This is a genomic window from Nocardia sp. NPDC051832, assembly GCF_040681285.1.
GTDB lineage: Bacteria > Actinomycetota > Actinomycetes > Mycobacteriales > Mycobacteriaceae > Nocardia.
The window spans coordinates 2,117,819-2,142,507 of record NZ_JBFAYL010000001.1; the positions used below are offsets into that span (position 1 = coordinate 2,117,819).

22 protein-coding genes, 2 rRNA genes and 1 pseudogene (1 of these 25 cut by a window edge) are annotated in these 24,689 nt (G+C 66.4%); 11 read left to right on the forward strand and 14 right to left on the reverse strand.

Annotation, left to right across the window (positions count from 1 at the left end):
* Positions 1–66 precede the first annotated feature (66 nt).
* Positions 67–246 (forward strand): annotated as a pseudogene (locus tag AB0M14_RS09485) (RNA polymerase subunit sigma-24); the annotation flags it as partial.
* A 112-nt stretch (positions 247–358) separates the two neighbouring features.
* Here the strand turns inward: AB0M14_RS09485 and AB0M14_RS09490 are convergent.
* Positions 359–1,792 carry a protein kinase gene (locus AB0M14_RS09490; protein WP_364991082.1) on the reverse strand — a complete coding sequence of 478 codons (1,434 nt, stop codon included), beginning with the start codon at positions 1,790–1,792 and terminating at the stop codon, positions 359–361.
* 176 nt (positions 1,793–1,968) lie between these two features.
* On the opposite strand from AB0M14_RS09490, the gene AB0M14_RS09495 reads away from it, so the two are divergent.
* Complete coding sequence (locus tag AB0M14_RS09495; RefSeq protein ID WP_364991085.1) at positions 1,969–2,679, forward strand: hypothetical protein; 711 nt, start codon at positions 1,969–1,971, stop codon at positions 2,677–2,679.
* Here AB0M14_RS09495 and AB0M14_RS09500 read toward each other — a convergent pair.
* From AB0M14_RS09500 to AB0M14_RS09510, 3 genes are all read right to left on the reverse strand, one after another.
* A complete protein-coding gene (locus tag AB0M14_RS09500; RefSeq protein ID WP_364991089.1) occupies positions 2,676–3,077 on the reverse strand; it encodes a RidA family protein in 402 nt (133 codons plus the stop codon). The two genes, AB0M14_RS09495 and AB0M14_RS09500, sit on opposite strands and share 4 nt — an antisense overlap.
* An 84-nt stretch (positions 3,078–3,161) precedes the next feature.
* A complete protein-coding gene (locus AB0M14_RS09505; protein WP_364991093.1) occupies positions 3,162–3,722 on the reverse strand; it encodes a DoxX family protein in 561 nt (186 codons plus the stop codon).
* Between the two features lie 126 nt (positions 3,723–3,848).
* The gene (locus AB0M14_RS09510; protein ID WP_364991096.1) at positions 3,849–5,210 is read right to left on the reverse strand and encodes an NCS2 family permease; all 1,362 of its coding nucleotides are present in this window, start codon (positions 5,208–5,210) and stop codon (positions 3,849–3,851) included.
* Positions 5,211–5,432: 222 nt separating this feature from the next.
* Between AB0M14_RS09510 and AB0M14_RS09515 the strand changes: the two genes are divergently transcribed.
* Positions 5,433–6,125 carry a hypothetical protein gene (locus AB0M14_RS09515; RefSeq protein WP_364991099.1) on the forward strand — a complete coding sequence of 231 codons (693 nt, stop codon included), beginning with the start codon at positions 5,433–5,435 and terminating at the stop codon, positions 6,123–6,125.
* Here AB0M14_RS09515 and glgP read toward each other — a convergent pair.
* Complete coding sequence (gene glgP, locus AB0M14_RS09520) at positions 6,122–8,707, reverse strand: alpha-glucan family phosphorylase (protein ID WP_364991102.1); 2,586 nt, start codon at positions 8,705–8,707, stop codon at positions 6,122–6,124. The two genes, AB0M14_RS09515 and glgP, sit on opposite strands and share 4 nt — an antisense overlap.
* Before the next feature lie 54 nt (positions 8,708–8,761).
* Positions 8,762–9,214, reverse strand: coding sequence for a VOC family protein (locus AB0M14_RS09525; RefSeq protein ID WP_364991106.1), 453 nt, complete (start codon positions 9,212–9,214; stop codon positions 8,762–8,764).
* A gap of 81 nt (positions 9,215–9,295) precedes the next feature.
* Here AB0M14_RS09525 and AB0M14_RS09530 point away from each other — a divergent pair, with 81 nt between their 5' ends.
* From AB0M14_RS09530 to AB0M14_RS09550, 5 genes are all read left to right on the forward strand, one after another.
* The gene (locus tag AB0M14_RS09530) at positions 9,296–9,880 is read left to right on the forward strand and encodes a TetR/AcrR family transcriptional regulator (protein ID WP_364991109.1); all 585 of its coding nucleotides are present in this window, start codon (positions 9,296–9,298) and stop codon (positions 9,878–9,880) included.
* Between the two features lie 84 nt (positions 9,881–9,964).
* Positions 9,965–10,606, forward strand: a complete 642-nt coding sequence (locus AB0M14_RS09535; protein ID WP_364991112.1) for a LysE family translocator — start codon at positions 9,965–9,967, stop codon at positions 10,604–10,606.
* Between the two features lie 28 nt (positions 10,607–10,634).
* Positions 10,635–12,638, forward strand: a complete 2,004-nt coding sequence (locus tag AB0M14_RS09540) for an alpha-1,4-glucan--maltose-1-phosphate maltosyltransferase (RefSeq protein WP_364991115.1) — start codon at positions 10,635–10,637, stop codon at positions 12,636–12,638.
* Complete coding sequence (gene glgB / locus AB0M14_RS09545) at positions 12,635–14,800, forward strand: 1,4-alpha-glucan branching protein GlgB (RefSeq protein ID WP_364991118.1); 2,166 nt, start codon at positions 12,635–12,637, stop codon at positions 14,798–14,800. The genes AB0M14_RS09540 and glgB overlap by 4 nt, the downstream gene beginning before the upstream one ends.
* A gap of 55 nt (positions 14,801–14,855) precedes the next feature.
* A complete protein-coding gene (locus AB0M14_RS09550) occupies positions 14,856–15,452 on the forward strand; it encodes an AAA family ATPase (RefSeq protein WP_364991122.1) in 597 nt (198 codons plus the stop codon).
* A 129-nt stretch (positions 15,453–15,581) separates the two neighbouring features.
* Here the strand turns inward: AB0M14_RS09550 and AB0M14_RS09555 are convergent, their stop codons facing one another.
* The 3 genes from AB0M14_RS09555 to AB0M14_RS09565 form a co-directional block, all read right to left on the reverse strand.
* Entirely contained in the window at positions 15,582–16,442 is an 861-nt protein-coding gene (locus tag AB0M14_RS09555; RefSeq protein ID WP_364991430.1) for a tetratricopeptide repeat protein, read from the reverse strand.
* Between the two features lie 61 nt (positions 16,443–16,503).
* Positions 16,504–16,887: a DUF3817 domain-containing protein gene (locus AB0M14_RS09560; RefSeq protein WP_364991125.1), complete on the reverse strand. Its 384-nt coding sequence runs from the start codon at positions 16,885–16,887 to the stop codon at positions 16,504–16,506.
* Positions 16,888–16,940: 53 nt separating this feature from the next.
* The gene (locus AB0M14_RS09565) at positions 16,941–18,119 is read right to left on the reverse strand and encodes an acetyl-CoA C-acetyltransferase (RefSeq protein WP_364991128.1); all 1,179 of its coding nucleotides are present in this window, start codon (positions 18,117–18,119) and stop codon (positions 16,941–16,943) included.
* Between the two features lie 96 nt (positions 18,120–18,215).
* Between AB0M14_RS09565 and mce the strand changes: the two genes are divergently transcribed.
* Positions 18,216–18,689: a methylmalonyl-CoA epimerase gene (mce, locus tag AB0M14_RS09570; RefSeq protein WP_364991132.1), complete on the forward strand. Its 474-nt coding sequence runs from the start codon at positions 18,216–18,218 to the stop codon at positions 18,687–18,689.
* A gap of 86 nt (positions 18,690–18,775) precedes the next feature.
* Positions 18,776–19,774: a hypothetical protein gene (locus tag AB0M14_RS09575; RefSeq protein ID WP_364991135.1), complete on the forward strand. Its 999-nt coding sequence runs from the start codon at positions 18,776–18,778 to the stop codon at positions 19,772–19,774.
* Positions 19,775–20,098: 324 nt separating this feature from the next.
* On the opposite strand, the gene AB0M14_RS09580 is transcribed toward AB0M14_RS09575, so the two are convergent.
* Complete coding sequence (locus AB0M14_RS09580; protein WP_364991138.1) at positions 20,099–20,416, reverse strand: ATP/GTP-binding protein; 318 nt, start codon at positions 20,414–20,416, stop codon at positions 20,099–20,101.
* Positions 20,417–20,502: 86 nt separating this feature from the next.
* The gene (gene nucS / locus AB0M14_RS09585) at positions 20,503–21,186 is read right to left on the reverse strand and encodes an endonuclease NucS (RefSeq protein ID WP_364991141.1); all 684 of its coding nucleotides are present in this window, start codon (positions 21,184–21,186) and stop codon (positions 20,503–20,505) included.
* Between the two features lie 126 nt (positions 21,187–21,312).
* Here nucS and AB0M14_RS09590 point away from each other — a divergent pair, with 126 nt between their 5' ends.
* On the forward strand, positions 21,313–22,134 hold the full coding sequence (locus tag AB0M14_RS09590; RefSeq protein WP_364991433.1) for a GNAT family N-acetyltransferase: 822 nt from the start codon (positions 21,313–21,315) through the stop codon (positions 22,132–22,134).
* 92 nt (positions 22,135–22,226) lie between these two features.
* Here the strand turns inward: AB0M14_RS09590 and AB0M14_RS09595 are convergent, their stop codons facing one another.
* The 3 genes from AB0M14_RS09595 to AB0M14_RS09605 form a co-directional block, all read right to left on the reverse strand.
* A complete protein-coding gene (locus AB0M14_RS09595) occupies positions 22,227–22,859 on the reverse strand; it encodes a hypothetical protein (protein ID WP_364991144.1) in 633 nt (210 codons plus the stop codon).
* A gap of 128 nt (positions 22,860–22,987) precedes the next feature.
* A 5S ribosomal RNA gene (gene rrf / locus AB0M14_RS09600) occupies positions 22,988–23,104 on the reverse strand.
* An 86-nt stretch (positions 23,105–23,190) separates the two neighbouring features.
* Positions 23,191–24,689, reverse strand: a 23S ribosomal RNA gene (locus AB0M14_RS09605); it runs 1,388 nt beyond the window's last position.

Consider the following 24,689-nt stretch of genomic DNA (forward strand, 5'->3'; position numbering starts at 1 on the left):
GACCAACGACGGCGATCAGCAGCAACGCGAGCAGTCCCACACAGGCTGACTGCGGTCGGCCGGCGCAATGCCCGCACTGCCGCCGACGCCGACTGGGTGCAGATCGTCGAGTGGTACGACGAACTGCTGCGCTGCACCGACAACCCGGTCGCCCGCCTCAACCGCGCCGTCGCGGTCGGCGAAGCCGACGGCGCCCGGGCCGGGCTGGCCGTCCTCTCCGGCCTCGACCCCGCCCTCCGCCGGTGGCCGAAAACACAGTCGCCCAACATGATCGACGCTAGGACGATGGGTCACACCCGCGCGGACATCGCCTGCGGACGGGCGCCCGCCAGCACGGCGCTGCCGCACCAACAGCCGGTCACAACACAGTCAGCATGACCACAACTGCCGCCAGCACAAGCAATACCGCGCACAACCCGATGATGAGAACGACCTTGGAGCGCAATGTCTGGTCGGCCGACTTTCCAGCGCCGGACATCGCCGGAGGTTGTGAGGCGACCCGATTGCTGTACCCGTGGCGGGAACTCACCGGCTGCTGCTGCGCCGGATACGGTTGGCCATACCCGTTTTTCGCCGCTATGGGCTGGCGCGGCATGGATTGGCCTGCCTCGGACGGCATTTGACCGCCTAGCTGCGGTATCGGCTGCCCCGGTGCGGACTGCGCGTGCGACGGTTGGCCGAATCCGGAATGTCCGGCAACCGGCTGACGCGGCATGGACTGGCCCGCCTCGGACGGCATTTGACCGCCTAGCTGCGGTATCGGCTGCCCCGGTGCGGACTGCGCGTGCAACGGCTGGCCGAATCCAGGATGTCCGGCAACCGGCTGACGCGGCATCGACTGGCCTGCGTCAGAAGGCATTTGGTAGGTGGGCTGGGGACCAGATCCTGCCACCGGGCGTTGCTGGGGTGGCTGTGGGCTGCTCTCCTGCGCCTGGCGCGTTGGCGCGGTGCCTGCCGAGCTGATGCCGCTCATCGCGAGGCGTACGGCCTCGGCGAATTCGGTGCAGGAGCGGAATCGTTCCTGCGGGTGCTTGGACAGGGCGCGCTGCATTACCGCGTCCAGTTGGACCGGCAGGCCCCAGCGCACTTCGCTGATCGCGGGGGGTGGTTTCTGGAGGTGTCCTTGGACGACTACCGGGGCGTGTTTGGATTCGAAGGGCGCCGCTCCCGTCAGCAGCCAGAACAGGGTGCAGGCGAGGGAGTACTGGTCGGAGGTGGGGTCGAGGGGGGCGCCCATCAGTTGTTCGGGGGAGGCGAAGGACAGGGTGGCGGTGAAGGCGCCGGTTTGGGTCAGGTGGCCGGCGTCGTCGCGGAGTTTGGCGATGCCGAAGTCGGTGAGGAAGACCTGTTCCGGTCCGGCGGTGGCGCGGGTGAGCAGGATGTTGGCCGGTTTGACGTCGCGGTGCAGGACGCCCTGTTCGTGGGCGAAGTCGAGCGCGGCGGCGGTCTCGCGCACGATCCACAGGGATTTCTGCGGCGGCAGGGTTTGCGGGTCGAGGGTGCCGGCGTCGGCCCCATCGATGTATTGCATGGCGAGCCAGAGTTGTTCGCCCTCGAGCCCGCTGTCGTAGGCGGCGACGATGTTCGGGTGCGCCAGGCGCGAGACCAGGTCCGCTTCGCGTTCGAAGCGCGCGCGAATCCGGTGGTCGGAGAACAGCTCCTGGTTCAGCAGCTTCAAGGCGGCGCGCCGTTTTGAGCGCGCGTCCCGCGCCAGATACACCGAACCCATACCGCCACGCCCGAGCTGACGCTCGATGACATATCCGGCGAAGGTCGTGCCCGCGGCCAGCATCCCGCCCCTCCTCTCGATCGGCAACCCCGCCTGACCCTAGTCCCCCGGCCTGACCTCCGCACCGCGCCGATCCCGCGCGGCCAGGTCCCCGGTCGGCGACGATGGAGGCTCGTTGCCACGAAAGCGAGTCATCCATGGCATCCCGCCTCCGCCAGTCAGTCTGGATAATCGGCACTTTGACGATCACGGCGGTCGTCATCGCCCTGGCCGCCGAGGACCTTCGCGAGATCATCTCCTCTCAGCGGGATTTCGTGATCGGCGCGCTACTGGTTCTCGTAGGTTTCTGTGTCGCAAAGACATTGACGGTGTACCGCCAGGAACGCCTGCGTGCCGAGCAGGCGGCCCGCGTCCTCCTGCTGGATCGCAGTCTGCGGGCGGCGATCGCCCAGCTCACCGACTATTCGCGAGCGCAGGCGGCCACCATCTCCTATCTGCATCAGATCGAGCCGCTGCGGGTCGCGATGGACGAGCTGGACCGCTGCCGGGGAAATCTCGCCGGACTCCTCGCCGAACGTGCGGTCCCCGACCAGCTCGGCGCCGAACCCTACGAACTCGTGGTGGCAGCGGCCCGCTCGTTGCGGGAAGCGGCCGCGCACCGCGACCAGCTGTACGACACACTCCCGAAGGCCACGCCGGAACGGGACGCGCTCGCCGTGCTGACCGCCGACCTGATCCAGGCCGAGCTCCATCTCGGAGCGGCCTTGTCGCCCAATCCCGTTGCCGCACCGCTCGAACGGCTGCACGCCGCGCTCGCCTGCGTGCGGGCCGCCACGCAGCGGGCCGGAGAGGTGACGATCACCGACCCCCCGGCCCGCCTCGAGATTCTGCGCGCGGACCTGTCCACGGCCGAGAAGCTGCTGGATCGCGCGACTCGGCCGCCTGGTTAATCGGCCGGTCGAGCGGCCACCGCGTCCACCTCGAACTGCATGTCGGGCAACGCGAGCGCGGCCACGCCGAGCAGAGTCTGCACCGGCGGGCGGTCACCCCAGAGCTCGGCGATCTTCTTCCCGAGCACCTCCAGCTTCGCCATATCGTGACCGACGATGAAGGTACGCAGCTGGAACACGTCGGCGTAGTCCAGACCGGCCGAGCGCAAGGCGATTCCGAGGTTGGCGAACGCCCGGTCGACCTGGACGGCGAAGTCGTCGCTGGTGGTGTGCCCGGTGGCGTCCGAGTCGTACTGCCCGGCGAGGAAAACCAGTTCGCCGCGCACCCGGGCGACGTGGCTGTAGCCGAAGCCGGTGGGGTCGTGCAGTTCTGCGGGGTTCGTGATTTCGATGGTCATACCGAGATGACGACGCAGCCCACCGGGGTGTGACATCGAAAAAGCCCGCCTCCGAACGGAGACGGGCTTTTCACTGCCGAGGTGTCAGAGCACCCACTTCAGGATCAGGGTCAGCACGGCCGTGACGATGGCCAGCCCCAGCGCGCCCGCGCCGATCACGAAGCCCTTGCGCTCCCACGGACGACCGGCGTCGAGGGCGAACTTGCCCGCACCGGTGAACCCGATGGCGACGGCCACGGCCGCGAACGTCAGCGCGCTCTGGTAGCCCGGGCCCTCAGCGGTACCGAACAGGCCATTGGCCCAGGTGGCATTGACCGCGTTGAGCATGGTGCCGGTCACGATAGCCGCGGCGAGCGGGGTGCCCAGGCCGAAGATGAGCAGCAGTCCACCGACGAGTTCGCTGACGCCGGCGAGGGTGCCGAAGAGGGTGCCGGGGTTGTAACCCATGCCCTCGAACATCTGCTGGGTCGCCGCCAGGCCGTAGCCGTTGAACCAGCCGAACAGCTTCTGGGCGCCGAAGGCCGCCATCAGTCCGCCGAACACGACGCGCACGACAAGCAGGCCGATATCGGTGGCCGCGTTGTCGAGCGACGAGGCGAACTGCAACCGGGAGGTGGTTGTGGGCGTGGCTTCGATGGTGGTCATGCTGGTTCCTCATCCCTGCGTGGTGGACAGCTTCGGGTGGTCCGGCAGCAACCGGACCGGGGTCCGATTGAAGCACGATCTGACCCAACCACGTCAACACGGCGACTATTCCAACGCCGGGCGAATTTATTCGGCCAAGAAGAAGAAATAGCCGGCGAACACCACCATCAGCACCCACATCGCGGGGTGGATCTCCTTGATCCTGCCCTTCGCGGCCATCACGATCGGGTAGAAGATCATGCCCATCGCCAAGCCGTTGGCGATCGAGTATGTGAGCGGCATCATGATCACGGTGATGAACGCCGGGACCGAATACTCCAGTCGGCTCCAGTCGATATCGCCGAGCGAGCGCGCCATCAGGATGCCGACCACGATCAGCGCGGGCGCGGTGATCGCACCGGCGCCCGCCACGATCGCGAAGATCGGATAGCAGAACATCGCGAGCAGGAACCAGCCCGCGGTGGTGACCGCGGTGAGCCCGGTCCGTCCGCCCGCCGACACACCGGCCGTCGATTCGACGTAGGCGGTGGTGGTGGAGGTGCCGATGACCGCGCCGGCCATGGTGCCGACCGAGTCCGCGGCGAACGCGGCGGACGCGCGCGGCAGGCGGCCGTCCTTGTCCAGCAGCCCGGCCTGGTTCGCGACGCCGATCAACGTGCCGGAGGCGTCGAAGAAGTCGACGAACAGCATGGTCAGAACGACGATGGCCATCTGCGCGGTGAACGCGTCGGGCAGGTGGATGATCGCCTGACCGAAGGTCTGATCCAGACCCTTCGGCATCTCCACGACACCGCCGGGCAGCTCGACCAGACCGGTGACGATGCCGAGCAGCGCGGTCAGGACGATGCCGTAGAGCACCGCGCCGTGCCAGCCGCGGACCAGGAAGATCACGGTCACGACGAGACCGAACAGCGCGAGCAGCGTGGTGCCCTTGTGGAAATCGCCGAGCGTGACGAAGGTGGCCTCGCTGGCGCGCACGATGCCGGCGGCCTTCAAACCGAGGAAGGCCACGAACAGGCCGATGCCCGCGCCGACCGCGAGTTTCATCTGCATCGGGATCGAGTCGAGGATCTTCTCCCGCACCTTGGTGACCGCGAGGACGAAGAAGATGACGCCGGAGAGGAACGTGCCCGACAGCGCGACCTCCCACGGGATCCCCATACTCAGCACGACCGTATAGGCGAAGAACGCATTGAGACCCATGCCCGGCGCGAGGGCGATCGGGTATTTGGCCCACAGACCCATGACCAGCGTGCCGAACACCGCGGCGACCGCGGTCGCGGTGAAGACCGCCTGCGTCGGGATTCCCTTGGCGCCGAGCGGGCCGCTATCGCCGAGGACGGCCGGATTGACCGCCAGTACATAGGACATAGCCAGGAAGGTGACCGTGCCGGCCATCAGCTCGCGCTTCATGGTCGAGCCGTTGTCGCTGACGCCGAAGAATTGGTCGATGCGACTGCGCGTGCGGGGCGGCACGTCGGTGGCCATGTGGGTTCTCCAGTCGTGGATAAGTACAAAAGGGGTGCTCAGGCACGTTAGCGGACAGTTGGCTGAATTGGAGATTCGTACCAGCCGAAGCAGGTGGGCCGACTCCGTGACGATCGTCACGGTAGCTATCTCAGACAGTGTGGTCTACCTTTGCCAGCACAGTCCAAACAGCGGCCGTTGCGCACGCCTGGCGGCCGTCGCCTGCACCGAGGGGAAGCAAAGGTGTCCAACAGCTTTCGGGATCCGAACATCAAGGACGGCGAACTGTCCCAGTATGTTGTCACCATCGGGTCTGATCCGGCCGAGTATCAGGTGTCCTCCACGGTCCACCACGACGGTGACAAGGGGTATCGGAGCAGGATGACCCTGACCCTCCCGGACAACTTCTCGATGACCGTCGATCAGACCTTCGACCGCACCGGCGGCGAGCTGCGCGCGCTCACCTACGTCGCCGAGAGCAAACATCAGGACACCCTGGTGAGCCGCGAGGAAGGGAACTTCGCCGGCACCTCGCACCTGCAGTTCGGCGGCAAGGTCGAGCCGTTCCCGAGCCCGCTGACCTCACTGCTCGGCGGCGGCACCACCTTCCGCGGACTGGACTTCCGCAAAGGCGAGAAGCAGCTCGTCAATCTGTGGCTGGCCTACTCGATCCACTGGCCGGTCGAGGTCAAGGTGGAGAAACGGACCACCGTGGAGGTGCCGGCCGGGCGCTTCGACACCTGGCAGATCAAGGCCAAGCCGAGCTTCACCCATATCAACGGCCTGCTGGACAAGGTGGTCAGCGGGCTGCTGCCCGCCTTCACGCTGCACTTCGACGCCGTGGCGCCACATCGGCTGGTGCGCTTCAGTTTTCCGACCGGGCCGATGCCGTGGAACCCGAAGGGGCTGGCACAGCTGAACCACCTGGCGGATTAAGCGCTGGGAGCGGCGATCAGACCCAGTTCGGCGTCGGAGGCGAGCAGTGCGCTGTGCGGCAGCACTCGAACCGTGTAGCCGACGGCGCCGGACAGCGGGACCGGGGTGTCGACCGCGAAAAGCTCGATGCCCGAATCGGTTCCGGTGTGAGTCATCGGGATGGTGGTGACATCGGACAGGTCGTCGGCGGGTGACACCCGGCCGAGTACCGCCTGCACCACCACATCCGCGACGTTCAGTCCACCCAGATCGACGCGCGCCGTCAGCGACAGGTGCGCGCCGATGATCGGGGTATCCGGCAGGCCCGCGCTGTCGACCTGGACCACCTTCACCTTCGGCCACGCCGATTCGACGCGCTGCCGGTATTCCGACACCGAACGGGCGCTGGCGAATTCGTCCGCGACGACGCTCCGGTAGGCCCCGGCGGCGGGCGCGTAGTACTGCAACGCGTAATCGCGGACCATCCGCGAAGCCAGCACTCGCGGGCCGAGCGTCTGCAGCGTATGGCGCACCATTTCCACCCAGGGCACCGGCATGCCGAGCGCGTCGCGATCGTAGAAGCGCGGCGCGACGGTGCGTTCGAACAGGTCGTAGAGCGCGGCGGCTTCCAGATCGTCGCGGCGGTGCTCGTCGGTGACGCCGTCGGCGGTCGGGATGGCCCAGCCGTTCGCCGGATGTGCGCTGTCGCCGTCGTACATCTCGTCCCACCAGCCGTCCCGGATGGATACGTTGAGACCGCCGTTGAGTGCCGACTTCATCCCCGAGGTGCCGCACGCCTCCAGCGGACGCAGCGGATTGTTCAGCCACACATCGCAACCCCAGTACAGGTACCGGGCCATCGACATGTCGTAGTCCGGCAGGAAGACGATGCGATGCCGCACCTCCGGGTCGTCGGCGAACCGGACCACCTGCTGGATCAGGGATTTGCCGCCGTCGTCTGCCGGGTGACTCTTGCCGGCCACCACCAGCTGCATCGGACGTTCGGGGTCGAGCAGCAGGGCGCGCAAGCGTTCCGGGTCGCGCAGCATCAGGGTGAGCCGCTTATAGGTCGGCACCCGGCGCGCGAAGCCGACGGTGAGCACGTTCGGATCGAAAACGCGGTCTACCCAGCCGAGTTCGGCTTCGGCGGCGCCGCGCTGCAACCAGGACGCGCGCACCCGCCGGCGCACCTCCTCGACCAGCAGCGCGCGCAGGTTGTTGCGGGTGGACCACAGTTCGCGCAGGTCGGCATCGCGCAGCCGCTCCCAGCCGCGCGCCTCCTCGACCAGCTCCTTGCCGATGTGCGCACGCGCCTTGTCCAGCCACTCCCGCGCCGCCCAGGTGGGTGCGTGCACGCCGTTGGTGACCGAACCGATCGGTACTTCGGCCGGGTCGAAACCCGGCCACAGCGGCGCGAACATCTCGCGGCTGACCTCGCCGTGCAGCTTGGACACACCGTTCGCGCGCTGGGCCAGTCGCAGGCCCATGTGCGCCATGTTGAACACCGACGGATCGTTCTCCCGCCCGAGCGTCAGGATCCGGTCGACGAAAAGCCCTGGCAGCATGGCGGATTCGGCTTCACCGTGCGCGCCGCCGAAATAGCGGCGGACCAGGTGCATCGGGAACCGGTCGATGCCCGCGGGCACCGGAGTGTGCGTGGTGAACACCGTCCCCGCCCGGACCGTGGCCAGCGCGGTCTCGAAATCCAGTCCGCCCGAGACGTATTCGCGGATCCGCTCGACCCCGAGGAAGCCGGCGTGCCCCTCGTTCATATGGAAGACATCCGGATCCGGCAGGCCCGCGGCGCGGGTGTAGGCGCGCACCGCCCGCACGCCGCCGATTCCAGCCAGGATCTCCTGCTTGATCCGGTGGTCCTGGTCGCCGCCGTAGAGCCGGTCGGTGACCGCGCGCAGTTCCGGATCGTTCTCCGCGATGTCGGAGTCCAGCAGCAGCAAGGGGATTCGCCCGACCTGCGCGATCCACACCCGCGCCCGCAGCACCCGCTGATCGGGCATCGCCACGTGGATCAGCACCGGCGAGCCGTCGACGGTCAGCAGCCGCAGCGGCAGCCCCTGCGGATCGAGCGCCGGATAGTGCTCGATCTGCCAGCCGTCCGCCGAGAGCGACTGCCGGAAATAGCCGGAGCGGTACAGCAATCCGACGCCGATCAGCGGTAGCCCCAGATCCGAGGCGGCCTTGAGATGATCGCCCGCCAAGATCCCGAGCCCGCCGGAGTAGTTCGGCAGCACCTCGGTGACGCCGAACTCCATGGAGAAGTAGGCGATGCCCTGGATCTGCTCGGCCAGCTGGCTCTGGAACCACAGCGGCTTGGTCAGATACTCGCGCAGATCCGCGGCCGCCGCGTCCACTCGCGCCGTGTACTCGGCGTCGCCGGCGAGCTCGTCCAGCCGTGCCGCGGGCACCTCCCCCAGCATCCGCACCGGATCGTGGGCGACCTCCCGCCACCGGACCGGATCGAGCGTCTCGAACAGGTCCTGCGTCGGCCAATGCCACGACCAGCGCAGATTGGTGGACAGCTCGGCGAGGGCCGCGAGCCGCTCAGGCAGATGGGCCCGGACAGTGAATCTGCGCAGCGCTTTCACCCCGCGAACCCTACCGAATCCCCCAGGTCAGTGCAGACGCCGCAGCCCCGCCGCTCACTCGCCGGTCTTCGCGGCGAGCTCGGCGGCGTACTCGGGGCTGAACTGGTCGGCGTACTCCGCCGACGGGGCGATCTCCATGATCACGTCGAGCAGCACGCCGCTCGGGTCGGCGACGATGAAGTGGCGCTGGCCGAAGCCCTCCGAGCGGATCTCCAGCTCGGCCCGCATGCCGCCCTGCACGACCATCCGCTCCCACTCCGCGTCGACGTCCTCGACCTCGAAGTTCAGCAGCAGGCCCTGCACCGGCTTGCGGTAGGCGGCCGGGACGGTCGGATGGGTGTAGTCCAGCAGCGCGATCTCGTCGGACCGATCGTCGCGCTCACGGCGCAGGCTGACGTACCAGTCTGCCTCGAAGGTGATCTCGAAGCCCATCCACTTGGTGTAGAAGTCACGGCTCTCGGCGATCTTGTCGGTGCCGATCACAGGGTAGAAGCCGGTCATTTTCATGATGTTCACCTTTCACGTACCGTTGGTATGTGAGTTAAGCTAGTTGACGTACCATCGGTATGTCAACGGGAGGAGTTTGTGATGGCGAGCACCCTGCGCACCCAGCAGCGCGAGGAAACCCGGCGCACCCTGCTGCGCGAGAGCCGGCGCCTGTTCGCCGCGAAAGGCTATGGCGCGGTGGGTCTCTCGGAGATCGTCAGCGCCGCCGGCGTCACCAAGGGCGCGCTGTACCACAACTTCGCCAGCAAAACCGAGGTCTTCCGCGCCGTCCTGGAACAGGTGCAGCACGAGGTCGGCGACCGCGTCGCGGCGGCGGCCGAGGCCGAATCCGACCCTTGGCGTCAACTCCTCACCGGCTGCGCCACTTTCCTGACCGTCTGCACCGACCCGGAGATCCAGCGCATCATGCTGATCGACGGCCCCGCCGTCCTCGGCTGGCACGAATGGCGCGCCCTCGACGAGGCCAGCTCCGCCCGCCACCTCGGCGAAGCCCTGCAATCCCTGGTCGACGCGAAAATCCTGCCCCCGCAACCGATCACACCGCTCACCCACCTGCTCTCCGGCGCGATGAACGAATCCGCCCTCTGGCTGGCGTCGCAAGACGACCCCGAAGCCTTGCCCGAAGTCATCTCCTGCCTGAACCGGCTCCTCGAGGGCCTGCGCTGACGGGTCGACGCGTTCGGGAACGCGGCGCGGCTGCCCGGCGGAAATTCGCTCGCGCACCGGAGGCCCGCGTGACAGCATCGGCTGATGCCGCACTGGGTTGAGGTCCTCCCCCAATTTCTGCTGGCCTGCTTGATTCTGGCGGCGCTCCCCGGTCCAGCAACGGCGCTGTTTTTACAGCGTGCGCTGCGGGACGGACGACGCGCCGGACTGGCGGCCGTCGCCGGCAATGAGATCGGCGTCTTCGCCTGGACGCTGGCGGGTGGCGCGGGGCTGTCCGTGCTGCTGGTCGCCAACCGGTATCTCAACACCGCCGTGCATGTCGTCGGCGCGGTCGTGCTGATCTGGCTCGGCGTGCAGGCTTGGCGGGGCGCGAAAGACGACCGCGAATTCGGGGCGACGATGACCGGGCTGCTGCCGTCGGGGCGCACCCCCGGGTCGGCCTTCCGCGCCTCGCTGGTCTCCATCGCGGCCAACCCGAAGGCGGCGGTGTTCGGGCTGACGATCCTGCCGCAGTTCCTGCCTGCCACCGGCCCGGTGCTGCCGACGGTGCTGATTCTCGCGGTGATTCAGCTGGTCATCGACACCGCGTGGTGTGTCGGGGTGGTAGTGGCGGCCGACAAGGCCGGTGGCTGGTTGCGCCGAACCGGGATCCGGCAGCGGGTGGAGCGGGCGCTCGGGGCGATCTTGGTCGCGCTCGGCCTCGGTCTGGCCGCGGACGCACGCTGACCGCATCGCACCCGGTAGGTTGGTCGTCGTGACCGGCCGCATCGCCATCGATGACACCGCCCCATCCATCCCCGGCGGGTACCCGGCCAAGGCCGTGGTGGGTGAGGTGTTCCCGGTCCGTGCCGTGGTGTGGCGCGAGGGGCACGACGCGGTCGCCGCCACGCTGGCGGTGCGCGGCCCGGGGTCCGCACGGGTCACCCGCATCCCGATGGCGCCGGATTACCAGCCGGACGTATTCAACGCGGTGTTCGTCCCGCATCAGCCCGGCGCCTGGACCTTCCGCGTCGAAGGCTGGAGCGATCCGATCGCGACCTGGCGGCATGCGGTGGAGGCGAAGCTGGCCGTCGGGCAGAGCGCCGCCGACCTGGCCAACGATCTGGAACTCGGCGCGCGCCTGTTCGAGCGGGCCGCGCAGGCCGTGCCGAAGAAACAGTTCGAGCGACTGCGCGCGGCCGCGGCCGCCCTGCGCGGCGACGAGCAGTTGCCGGCCCGGGTGGCGCCCGCGTTCACCGAGGAGGTCGCCGAGATCCTGCGTGCGACCCCGCTGCGCGACATGGTGACCCGCGGGCCGCAGCACACCGTTCAGGTCGATCGGCAGCGGGCACTGTTCGGTTCCTGGTACGAATTCTTCCCGCGGTCCACCGGGGGCCGCGACGCCGACGGCAACCCCGTACACGGGACCTTCGCGACCGCGACGAAGGACCTGCCGCGCATCGCCGCCATGGGTTTCGACGTGGTGTACCTGCCGCCGATCCACCCGATCGGTGCGGTGAATCGCAAGGGCCGCAACAACTCCCTGGTCGCCGAGCCCGGCGACGTGGGTTCGCCGTGGGCGATCGGCTCCGCCGCGGGCGGGCACGACGCCATCCATCCGGAGCTGGGCACCGAAGCCGACTTCACCGAATTCGTGGCCGCCGCAAAGCAATCGGGTCTGGAGATCGCCCTGGACCTGGCCCTGCAATGCGCACCCGACCACCCCTGGGTGGCCGCGCATCCGGAATGGTTCACCACCCTGCCCGACGGCACCATCGCCTTCGCCGAGAACCCGCCGAAGAAGTACCAGGACATCTACCCGGTCAACTTCGACAACGACCCCGACGGCCTGTACGCCGAGGTGCTGCGCGTCGTCCGGCACTGGATCGCGCTGGGCGTCAAGATCTTCCGGGTCGACAACCCGCACACCAAGCCCGCCGATTTCTGGGAATGGCTGATCGCACGGGTCCGCCGCAGCGACCCTGACGTGCTCTTCCTGTCCGAGGCGTTCACTCGCCCCGCCCGCCTCTACGGTCTGGCGCGGCGCGGATTCACGCAGTCCTACACGTATTTCACCTGGCGCGTGCACAAATGGGAGCTGGCCGAGTTCGGCTACGAGCTCGCCGCCAAGGCCGACGAGGCCAGACCGAACCTGTTCGTCAACACCCCCGACATCCTGCACGAGAGCCTGCAGCACGGCGGGCCCGGCATGTTCGCCATCCGCGCCACCCTCGCCGCCACTCTGGCACCCACCTGGGGCGTCTATTCCGGCTTCGAGCTCTTCGAGCACCAGGCGGTGCGTCCCGGCAGCGAGGAATATCTCGACTCGGAGAAGTACGAACTCCGCCCGCGCCCCTTCGCCGAAGCCTTGGCGCGCGGAGAATCGCTGGAGCCGTGGATCACCCGGCTCAACGAGATCCGCCGCAACCACCCCGCGTTGCAGCAGCTGCGCTGCATCCACTTCCACCAGATCGACAACGACGCCCTGCTGGCCTTCTCCAAGATCGATCCCGCGAGCGGCGACGCTGTCCTGGTGGTGATCAACTTGAATCCCTATGCGGCCGAACACGGCTTCCTGTCCCTGGATCTGCCCGCCATCGGCCGCGAATGGCACGACCACCCGGTGGTGACCGACGAGATCACCGGCGAGGAATACCACTGGGCGCAAAGCAATTACATCCGCCTGGACCCGTCGAAGGCGGTCGCCCACGTCATCGCGCTGCCGCCGGTGCCACAGCGGGCCCGCACCGAACTGGCCTACCGCAGGACCTTCGGATGACAACCAGCCGCCGGGATCTGATGCTGCTGGCCGCGGGCACGCACCCCGATCCGCACACGGTGCTGGGCGCGCACCCACATCCGGACGGCACGATCGTGCGGGCGCTCCGCCCGAACGCCGAGACCGTGGCGGTCCGGGTCGGCGGTGTCGACCATGAGCTGAAATCATTGGGGCATGGCCTTTTTGCCGCGACACTGCCCTATCCGGAGTTGCAGGACTATCGGATCTACGCCACCTACCCCGGCGGCCCGACGGTTCTGAGCGCCGACGGCTACCGCTTCCTGCCCACGGTCGGCGAGCTCGATCTCCATCTGATCGGTCAGGGCCGCCACGAACATCTGTGGGAGGTGCTCGGCGCCCATCCCCAGCGCTACACCACCCTCGATGGCGCGGTGACCGGCACCTCGTTCGCGGTGTGGGCGCCGAATGCCCGGGGCGTCACCGTGTTCGGCGACTTCGACAGCTGGGGCGGGCAGACCGCACCGATGCGCGCACTCGGCTCCTCCGGCATCTGGGAGGTGTTCGTACCGGGCGTCGAGGTGGGCACGAAGTACAAGTTCCGGGTACACGGCGCGGACGGCCGCACCGTCGACCACGCCGACCCGATGGCCTTCGCGACCGAGCTGCCGCCCGCGACCGCATCGGTGGTCACCGAAACCAGTTTCGTCTGGCAGGACGAGGATTGGCTGAAGCAGCGGGCCGGCGTCGACCCCACCCGCGCGCCGATGAGCGTCTACGAAGTGCATCTCGGCTCGTGGCGGCCCGGCCTCGGTTATCGCGAAATCGCCGATCAGCTCGTCGAATACGTGCAAGCGGCCGGGTACACGCACATCGAACTGCTCCCCATCGCCGAACACCCCTTCGGCGGCTCCTGGGGATATCAAGTCACCTCCTATTACGCCCCCACCGCACGTTTCGGCGCACCCGACGACTTCCGCGCCTTCGTCGACCGCATGCATGCCGCGGGCATCGGCGTGCTGCTGGACTGGGTGCCCGCACACTTCCCGCGCGATGAGTGGGCGCTGGCCCGCTTCGACGGCACCCCGCTCTACGAGCACGCCGATCCCCGCCGTGGCGAGCAACTCGATTGGGGCACATACGTTTTCGACTTCGGCCGAAACGAGGTCCGCAACTTCCTGGTCGCCAACGCGCGCTACTGGATCGAAGAGTTCCATATCGACGGCCTGCGGGTCGATGCTGTCGCGTCCATGCTCTACCTGGATTACTCACGCCCCGAAGGGGATTGGCAACCCAACATCCACGGCGGCCGGGAAAACCTGGAGGCCGTGGACTTCCTGCAGCAGCTCAACGACACTGTGCACCGCCATCACCCCGGCGTCGTCACCATCGCCGAGGAATCCACCACCTGGCCCGGCGTCACCCGCGGCACCGACGTCGGCGGTCTCGGCTTCACCATGAAATGGAATATGGGCTGGATGCACGACACGCTGGGCTACCTCGGCCGCGATCCGATCCACCGCAGCTGGCACCACAACGAACTCACCTTCGCGCTGACTTACGCCTGGAGCGAGAACTACGTCCTCCCGATCAGCCACGACGAGGTCGTGCACGGCAAAGGCACACTGTGGACCCGGATGCCCGGCGACGACTTCGCCAAGGCCGGTGGTGTGCGCGCGCTCCTGGCCTACATGTGGGCCCATCCCGGTAAGCAACTGCTGTTCATGGGCCAGGACTTCGGCCAGTTCCGGGAATGGTCGCACGAGCGCGGCCTGGACTGGCAGGAGCTGGAAAACCCACTGCACCAAGGCATTGCGTCAGCCGTCCGGTCCTTGAACCAGGTCTATCGCGCGCATCCGGCGCTGTGGACCCAGGACACCACACCCGGCGGCTACTCCTGGATCGAAGCCGACGACCGCGACCGCAACGTCTTCGCCTTCCTGCGGCACGGCTCCGACGGATCGATGGTCGCCTGCGTCTACAACTTCTCCGGCGCGGAGCAGGCCGACTACCGGGTCGGTCTGCCGACGCGCGGCGCATGGACCGAAATCCTCAACACCGACGCCGCCGACTACGGCGGCTCCGGCCTCGGCAACCTCGGCACCGTGCAAACGGAGGACATCCCCTGGCACGGCCGGCCCTGCTCCGCCGCCGTCACACTCGCCCCCCACAGCGCCATCTGGCTCGCCGGGCCACCGGCCTGACCGGCCGGAATTCGCCCTACCTGCCTACTTCCACGCCGTCGGTACTGTGTCGATCATGCTCGTGTGGATCAACGGCCCCTTCGGCGGCGGCAAGACCCAGACCGCGTTCGAATTGCACCGCCGCCTACCCGGCAGCGTCGTCTGCGACCCGGAAATGGTCGGCTTCGGCCTGCACCGCACGATGCCCAAGGAACTACGCGACGACTTCCAGGACCTTCCCGCCTGGCGACAGGGCGTCTTCGAAGTCCTCGACCTGGTACTCAGCAAACACGACGGCGTCGTCATCGCCCCCATGACCGTCGTAAACCCCGCCTACTTCGCCGAAACCGTCGGCCGACTCCGCGAAACCGGCCACGACGTCCGGCATTTCACCCTCCTGGCAGACCAGGAAACCGTCCGCAACCGCCTCCGCAAACGCGGCGGCTTCGGTCTGCGCTTCGAAGGCTTCGCCCTCGACCGCATCACTCACTGCCTCGATGCCCTGCAACACCCCGACTTCGCCGAGCACATCCACACCGACCACATCACCATCCCCGACGTCGCCGACCACATCGCCACCTCGACCGCCCTACCCCTCACCCCCAACACCGACAGCCCGCTCCGCGCCAACCTCCGCCGAGCCCTGGTCACCGCGAAGCACATCCGCTTCTAAACCTGACGTGTGACCTCTGGGACGAATGGCGTGCTCGCGCGACTTCACACCTGTGTGCGTGACTTCACACCTGCGGTCGCATGGGTGACGTGACCGTTCAGTGGGTGAGGTCTAGGGCGAAAGGTGTTCTCAGTACAGGGCGGTAGCGAGTTTGCGGCGGGCGGCGACGACGAAAGACTCGGCCGGGTCGAAGAGTTCGAAGAGTTCGAGGAGGCGGGTGCGGGCCTTGGTGCGGTCGTCGCCCGCGGTGCGCTTGATCAGGGCGATCAGGCGGTCGAAGGATGCTTCGGGGCGCTGGTTCAGCATTTCGACATCGGCGGCGTCCAGTGCGGCGTCGACGTTGCCGGGGTCCGCGTCGGAGGTGGAGAGGACCGAGTCCGGGATGGATTGTGCGCGGGCCAGGAAACGGAGCTGGCGGAGGGCGGACTTGGCTTCTTCATTGGTCGGCTCGGCGGCGATGATCGCCTCGTAGGCTGCTTCGGCGCCGGCCAGGTCGCCGCGCTCCAGGGCTTCCTCGGCTGCGGTGAAACGCGGGTCCTCGGGTTCCGGCTGGGCCTCGTCCCCGCCGCCGTCTCCGGGCAGCTTGCCCGCGACCGCGTCGACGACCGCGTTCAGCCACTGCCGCACCTGTGGTTCCGGCTGCGCGCCCTCGAAATCGGCGAGCGGACGGCCGCCCGCAATCGCGACCACCGTGGGAATGCCCTGCACCTGCAGCGCCTGCGCGATGCGCATATTGGTCTCGGCCTCGACGGTGGCCAGCGCCCAGGAGCCACCATCCTCGACGACCAGGCGTTCCAGTGTGCGGACCAGCTCGACGCTGCCCGGGCTGCGCTGTGAGAACAGCGCGACCACCACCGGCAGCTGAGCGGACCGGCGCAGCACCTTCGTCTCGAAATCCGCCTCGCCGACCGCGTAATCGCCGCCGGGAGCGGCCCCGCCGGGAGCCGCGGGGGGCTGCTTCAAACTGGACAGATCCACCGCACCGGACATTGCGGCGGCGACGGCGGGCGAAGGACGGCGTGGGGCAGGTCGATTCACGGTTTCCAGTTTGTCACGAACGGGTGCCGACGGCTGCCTCGGACTGGGTACCGGCGGTAGCGCTCAGCTCCCCCAGCTTGCCCGCACGCACGGCCCAGACCTCGAACAGCACGGTGAAGAACGGCGGAATGCTCGACAGCAGCGCCAGGATGGTCGTCTTGGCGTTCCAGCCCAGCTCGCGCGCGGTCAGCAACGCGCACAGCAGGAACAGGATGAAGATCGTGCCGTGGACCGGCCCGAAGATCTTCACGCCGATTTCATTGCCCGGGTCGGGCAGGCCCAACCAGCTGTACTTGAACGCCATACCGATCAGCAGGCCCAACCAGGAGATCGCCTCGAGCACCGCGATGAACCGGAACCGCTTCGCGACAGTACTGAGGTCGAAAATATTGCCCATGCGCCCTATTGTGCCGGATGCACTACGCCCCGTCGTAGTTGAGCCCATCACACCTAGACCTTGATGATCAGCGCGTCGCCCTGACCGCCGCCGCCGCACAGCGCGGCCGCACCGATGCCGCCGCCACGGCGCTTCAGTTCGAGGGCCAGGTGCAGGACGATGCGGGCGCCGGACATGCCGAGGGGGTGGCCGATGGCGATGGCGCCGCCGTTGACGTTGACCTTTTCCGGATCGATGCCGAGTTTGCGGGTCGAGGCGATGCCGACGGCGGCGAAGGCTTCGTTGATCTCCACCAGGTCCAGATCGGCGGGGGAGATGCCCTCGCGCTCACAGGCTTTGGCGATGGCGTTGGCCGGCTGGTCCTGCAGGGTCGAATCGGGGCCGGCGACCACGCCCGCCTTGCCGATCTCCGCGATCCAGGTCAGGCCGAGAGCTTGCGCCTTCTCCTTGCTCATCACGACCACCGCGGCCGCGCCGTCGGAGATCTGCGAGGCGGTGCCCGCGGTGATGGTGCCGTCCTTGCGGAACGCCGGGCGCAGCTTGGCCAGCGATTCGGCGGTGGTATCGGCCCGGATGCCCTCGTCGGCGCTCACCATGATCGGGTCGCCCTTGCGCTGCGGCACCGCGACGGGCACCACCTCGTCGTCGAAGACACCGTTCTTCCAGGCCGCCGCCGCACGCTGGTGCGAGGCCGCCGCGAACGCGTCCTGGTCCGCGCGGCTCACCGAGTCGGTGTCGTTGCGGGTCTCGGTCAGCGCGCCCATCGCCTGGTCGGTGAAGATGTCGTGCAGGCCGTCGAAGGCCATGTGGTCACGCATGGTCACATCGCCGTACTTGAAGCCCTCCCGGGACTTCTCCAGCAGATGCGGGGCCTGGGTCATGGACTCCTGGCCGCCCGCGACCACGATGTCGTACTCACCCGCGCGAATCAGCTGATCCGCCAGGGCGATCGCGTTGATGCCGGACAGGCACACCTTGTTCAGCGTGAGCGCCGGCACATCCATCGGGATGCCTGCGGCCACCGCGGCCTGCCGCGCCGGGATCTGGCCCGCGCCCGCGGTCAGCACCTGGCCCATGATCACGTAGTCGACCTGCTCGGGCGCCACGCCACCCTTCTCCAGCGCCGCCTTGATGGCGAAACCGCCGAGGTCGGACCCGGTGAAGCCTTTGAGGCCGCCGAGCAGCCGGCCGACCGGGGTACGAGCACCGGAGACGATGACGGTTGCAGTCACGACTAGACCTCGCTGTTCTGTGCTTTCCTGGGGAACTACTCCACGGTAACTGGTACGGCTCCCCCACAGGCAGCCAGGGCAAGCTACGTTCGAGTAGTGAGCACAGCTTCAAATCAGCACGGTTTCATCCCGGGGGACTACGTCATCGCCGTCGATCACGTCGGCATCGCGGTACCGGACCTGGACACCGCTATCGCCTGGTACGCCGAGAACCTCGGCATGATCGAGACACATCGCGAGGTCAACGAGTCGCAGGGCGTGCACGAGGCCATGCTTTCGCTGCCCGGCGCCGCGGACTCGGCGACTGCCATCCAGTTGCTGGCTCCCCTCAACGCGGAGTCGACCATCGCCAAGTTCATCGATCGCAGCGGACCCGGCCTGCAGCAACTGGCCTATCGGGTCACCGACATCGAGGCCGTCTCTACCTATTTACGTGATCGTGGTCTGCGTTTGCTGTACGACGCTCCGCGGCGTGGAACAGCCGATTCCCGCATCAATTTCATCCACCCCAAGGATGCTGGCGGTGTGCTGATCGAGCTGGTCGAGCCGAACCCGAATCTTACTCACTAGTACCAAGATCGGGCCCGGAAACTTCTTCGGAATCACATTCGCGGTCGAGTCACCATGACGTTCGATGAGGCTGTAGTTTGTGTGCCATGTCGTCACCTGAGTCCGATCGCAATCGCTTCGTTGCACTGCCCTTCACCGTTGTGCGCAAGGGTTATGCGCAAGACGAGGTACGCAACTACTTCGACCGCTTCGACGCCGAACTAAGGGTCACCGCTACCGACCGGGATGCCGCCGCGGCGCAGGCCCGGAACCTCGCGAGCCAGCTGGAGGACGCGCGGGACGAGATCGACGAGCTCCGCAAGGAGGTCGATCGCCTCTCCGTTCCGCCGACCACCGCGGAAGGCATGTCCGACCGTATCTCGCGCATGCTGCGCCTGGCTTCCGACGAGGCCTCCGAGGTCCGCGCCCTGGCGCAGGCCGAGGCTGCCGAGATGGTCTCGATCGCCGAGCAGCAGGCGACCGAGATGCGGGGCAAGTACGAGTCCCTGCTCGCGGAGACGAAGGAGAAGCGCGAGGCGCTCGAGATCGAGTTCGAGCAGACCCTCGCGAACGCGCGTACCGAGTCCGCCAAGATCATCGAGGCCGCCCAGGCCGAGGCCGACCGTATCGGCAAGGAAGCCGACGCCAAGCGCAAGGCGACCCAGCAGGACTTCGAAGTCACCATGGCCGAGCGTCGCACCAAGCTCACCCGCGCCATGGAGGAGCTGGAGGCCACCAGCCGCGCCGAGGCCGCACAGCGGATCAAGGACGCGACCGACGAGGCCAACCGTCTCATCACCTCCGCCACACAGACCTCCGAGCGCAAGATCGCGCACGCCAAGGAACTGGCCGAGGAGATGCGCGTGCTGCGCGGCCGGGTCCTGGCCCAGCTGCTCGGAATCCGCGGCCAGCTCGACTCGGTGCCGGCCATGCTGGCGGCGGTCAACCGGGAAAGCGAACTGCTGGACGGCGTTCCGGACCAGCGCAAGTCGATCGGCGGCGGCAACAAGCAGGTCTCCGGTTCCCGCACCAAGGCCATCCCCGAGGTCGCGTCCGAGGACGAGGACATCGACGCCGACGAGCGCGAGAACGCCGACATCGCCTGACCCCTGGAGAAGTACACAGGCGACGACGCACGTGGGCGACAACTGTGACAACTTCACAGATGCGGGAATGCGGCTGAAGCTGTAGTCCCACAAGATAATTCGATCGAAGGCCGCTCCCGCGAGGGGGCGGCCTTCCTAATTTCCACAGGGTGGGCGGTGACTGTTTCACTGTCACAACTGTCCCGAAACCGACCCAGGTGTATGTGCCGGAAGTGGCCTACGGTATATCTAGAAAGCAGAAGGCCCTTGCTCGTTCGCTAGATGCGCCTGATGACAGCCCCGCCGCACGTTGACAGTGCCTGATCTGCGGTGTTCACACCGCGGTCAGGACCAGCGTCTCGTGATGCGGCGGGTCTGGCGTCCGTTCCAGCAGCCGCGGTGCCAATGCCTGCGATCTTCTTCTCCGCCGTAGGCCGGCCAAGCCACGATATGGGCTACGCCGGGAACGATTTCGTGATCGCAACCGGGACAGCGGTAGGTCTTGGTAGCGCGGCTGCCAGGAATGGTGCGCACCACATAGGAATCACCATCGGGACCGTCGACAGACCTCCCGAGCTCGAATCCAGCCGGGAAGCCCTCGCCCAGCGCGTCACTACCGGGCTTACTGTTCCGGTTCTGTGCGCGTGGCTTCCGACGAGGCATACCTCAAGCCTAAGTGCTCGCCCGGCCGCGCAAACCTTCGGCTATGACCGGCTGTGCGGGTCGGCGCGCCTGTACCGTCACCGCCCTCAGAACAGCCGGAATTCGCTGCTCTCGGTGCCGCGTAGGGCGTTGTAATCCAGCGTCAGGCAGCGGATTCCACGGTCCTCGGCGAGGGTCTTGGCCTGCGGCTTGATCTGCTGGGCCGCGAAGACACCCACGACCGGCGCCAGCAGCGGATCGCGATTGAGCAGCTCCAGGTAGCGAGTCAACTGCTCCACGCCGTCGATCTCGCCGCGGCGCTTGATCTCCACGGCGACGGTGGCGCCGTCGGCGTTGCGGCACAGAATGTCCACCGGGCCGATGGCGGTCATGTACTCCCGACGGATCAGGGAGTAGCCCGGGCCGAGCGTCTCGATATGCTCGGCCAGCAGCTCCTGAAGATGCGCCTCGACACCGTCTTTCACCAGCCCCGGATCGACGCCGAGTTCGTGCGCGGAATCGTGCTCGATCTCCTCGATGGTGATCCGCAGCTCTTCGCCCGCCTTGTTGGTCACCACCCACAGCGCCTTCGCCCCCTCGGGCGCGTCCCCGTCACGCTCCTCCAGCCAGCACGGCGGGCTCATCCAGTTCAGCGGCTTGTACGACCCGCCATCGGAGTGCACCAGCACCGACCCGTCGTTCTTGATCATCAACAGCCGCTTGGCCATCGGCAGGTGGGCGGTAAGCCGACCGACGTAATCAACCTGGCAACGAGCAATCACAAGGCGCACCGGTCGAGTTTAGGCCCTGGCCGGCTGCCCCTTCGACGCACCCGGCGCCCGACCCGCCCCGCACCCGAAAATGCGTGGTCCAGCGCTCCGCCCACGGACTACCCTGCACCGATGACCAGCGGATCCCTGTTCTGCAGTACCGAACTCGCCGCCCGCATCGAAAGCGCCGAAACCGACCTGATCGCCACCGGCAGTTCCGCGGCGGCCGCACGCCTGGGCGAGGGATTCACGATCCCGCTCGCCGGCGGCGTAGCCTCCTTCGCCGAGCCCGGCTCGCCGCTGAACAAAGTGGCGGGCCTGGGCTTCGACGGCGTGCCCAACGTCCAAGAACTCGACGAGATCGAAAAGCGCTACGCGGCAGTGGGTTCGCCCATTCAAGTCGAACTCGCCCAGCTCGCCGACCCAGCCTTCGCCGAACTGCTCACTGGGCGTGGATACCGCCTGGTCAATTTCGAGAACGTCCTGGGCCGTGCGCTACCGGGTCCTCCCACTCCGGCGATTCCGGAGGGCATCGAGGTGCGTCCGAGCGACGACACCGAATTCGACCTCTGGCTCGACATCGTGGCCGACGGATTCGCCCACCCCGACACTCAAGGCGTCGCCTCCCACGAGGAGTTCCCGCGCGAGATCATCGCGAGCGCCATGCGCGACCTCACCGCCACCGCCGGCGTCCAACGCTATGTAGCGATCCGAGACGGCCAGATCGCCGGTGGCGCCAGCGTCCGCCACCACAGCGGCATCGCCCAGCTCACCGGCGCGGCCACTATCCCCACCCACCGCCGCCACGGCGTCCAATCCGCCCTGCTGTCAGCACGTCTGGAGCGCGCTGCCACGGCCGGCTGTGACATCGCCGTCATCACCACCCAGCCCGGCTCCAAATCCCAACAGAACGCCCAACGCCGCGGCTTCGACCTCCTCTACACCCGCGCCATCCTCGTCAAGGAATAGTCGAGCAGCCGCAAGCGGGACATAACCGAGGCAAAGCCCGAGTAAGCCCCCCGGTGGTGTCCCACTCGACTGCACCTGGGCGTTCACCCAGCTCACGATATGGGGGCGAAGCAGTAGACGGCGTTGTCGGTGGCGTGGAAGAAGTGGAAGTGGTCGATTTTGCTGTACTCACGCCAGCGTGGGTCAGGGGCTCGCACTCCGCACTTCTCGCGTGCGACGTCCCATGACTTCGCCGCAACCCTTCTGTCGAATCGCGCAGAGGTGTTCCCACAGGCCGGGTCGTGGGCAAATTGGGCGAGACCGATACGGAGATAACAGGTTCCCAGGATGAGGTTCGACTCCAGGCAGGCGTACGCACTCACGATGTCGTTGCTCATCCAGCCCTTTTCCCACCCTGAAGAGATGGCGAGCCGCCAGTCGTCTCCAGTACTGCAGTGAAGTTTTACACCTTCGGGATTTACCTCCACCGTGACCACCTTCAAGGTGGCCGCAGGATCCGCGCAAGCCTTCACCGTCAGAGCTCCGAAATTCCTCGGCCCGGTCGATGTGCTGTCGGTACAGGTTCCTACGACGGGCACAGACAGCCTCGGCAGATCCCGGCTGTCGTACACGTGCTTCAATCCGCCGCCGACGTAAAGAGCTGGTAGGGCGAGAAGGATTGTGCCCCAGATCCAGAAGGGTTTAGATCCACGGCGACGCCGGTCGTTCCAGTGGGCAATGTCCATCGCAAGCTCCCCCAACCCTAATGCCGCTCAGCGACTTTCCCGACGAGTCTAGCGGGATCGAGGCTTCGGAGCAGGGTCCGACAACGCGGAAAGGCCCCCAACATTGTTGGGGGCCTTTCGCAATGATGTTCCGGCGGTGTCCTACTCTCCCACACCCTGTCGAGTGCAGTACCATCGGCGCAGGTGGCCTTAGCTTCCGGGTTCGGAATGGGACCGGGCGTTTCCCCACCGCTATAGCCGCCGTAACTCTATGAAACGATCACAGAGAGCAATCGAATGCTTCTGTATCTGTGTTGTTTCAGATACTGCACAGTGGACGCGTAGCTTCTTTGTTGGTAAGTCCTCGGCCGATTAGTACCAGTCACCTACACCCGTTACCGGGCTTCCAGTTCTGGCCTATCAACCCCATGGTCTGTGGGGGGCCTTAACCCCTCGAAGGGGGTGAGAAACCTCATCTTGGAACAGGCTTCCCGCTTAGATGCTTTCAGCGGTTATCCCTTCCGAACGTAGCTAACCAGCAGTGCACTTGGCAGTACAACTGGCACACCAGAGGTTCGTCCGTCCCGGTCCTCTCGTACTAGGGACAGCCTTCCTCAAGTTTCTTAACGCGCGCGGCGGATAGAGACCGAACTGTCTCACGACGTTCTAAACCCAGCTCGCGTGCCGCTTTAATGGGCGAACAGCCCAACCCTTGGGACCTACTCCAGCCCCAGGATGCGACGAGCCGACATCGAGGTGCCAAACCATCCCGTCGATATGGACTCTTGGGGAAGATCAGCCTGTTATCCCCGGGGTACCTTTTATCCGTTGAGCGACACCGCTTCCACTTGCCGGTGCCGGATCACTAGTCCCGACTTTCGTCCCTGCTCGAGCTGTCGCTCTCACAGTCAAGCTCCCTTGTGCACTTGCACTCGACACCTGATTGCCAACCAGGCTGAGGGAACCTTTGGGCGCCTCCGTTACATTTTGGGAGGCAACCGCCCCAGTTAAACTACCCACCAGGCACTGTCCCTGAACCAGATCATGGTCCGAGGTTAGAAGTCCAATACGATCAGAGTGGTATTTCAACGACGACTCCCCAGAAACTGGCGTCCCTGGATCACAGTCTCCCACCTATCCTACACAAACCGTACCGAACACCAATACCAAGCTATAGTGAAGGTCCCGGGGTCTTTTCGTCCTGCCGCGCGTAACGAGCATCTTTACTCGTAATGCAATTTCGCCGAGTCTGTGGTTGAGACAGCAGAGAAGTCGTTACGCCATTCGTGCAGGTCGGAACTTACCCGACAAGGAATTTCGCTACCTTAGGATGGTTATAGTTACCACCGCCGTTTACCGGGGCTTAAATTCTCAGCTTCGCGCCGAAGCGCTAACCGGTCCTCTTAACCTTCCGGCACCGGGCAGGCGTCAGTCCGTATACATCGTCTTACGACTTCGCACGGACCTGTGTTTTTAGTAAACAGTCGCTTCTCTCTGGTCTCTGCGACCCCACCCAGCTCAGACCGCAAGGGTCGTCACCAGACGAGGTCCCCCTTCTCCCGAAGTTACGGGGGCATTTTGCCGAGTTCCTTAACCACAGTTCTCTCGATCGCCTTAGTATTCTCTACCTGACCACCTGTGTCGGTTTGGGGTACGGGCCGTGTACCAACTCACTAGAGGCTTTTCTCGGCAGCATAGGATCACTGAATTCGCCTCAATCGGCTACGCATCACCTCTCAGGCTTCATGAGTGACGGATTTGCCTATCACTCGCCCTACAGGCTTACACCAGTACAACCACTGACTGGCCCAGCTACCTTCCTGCGTCACCCCATCGCTTACCTACTACAGG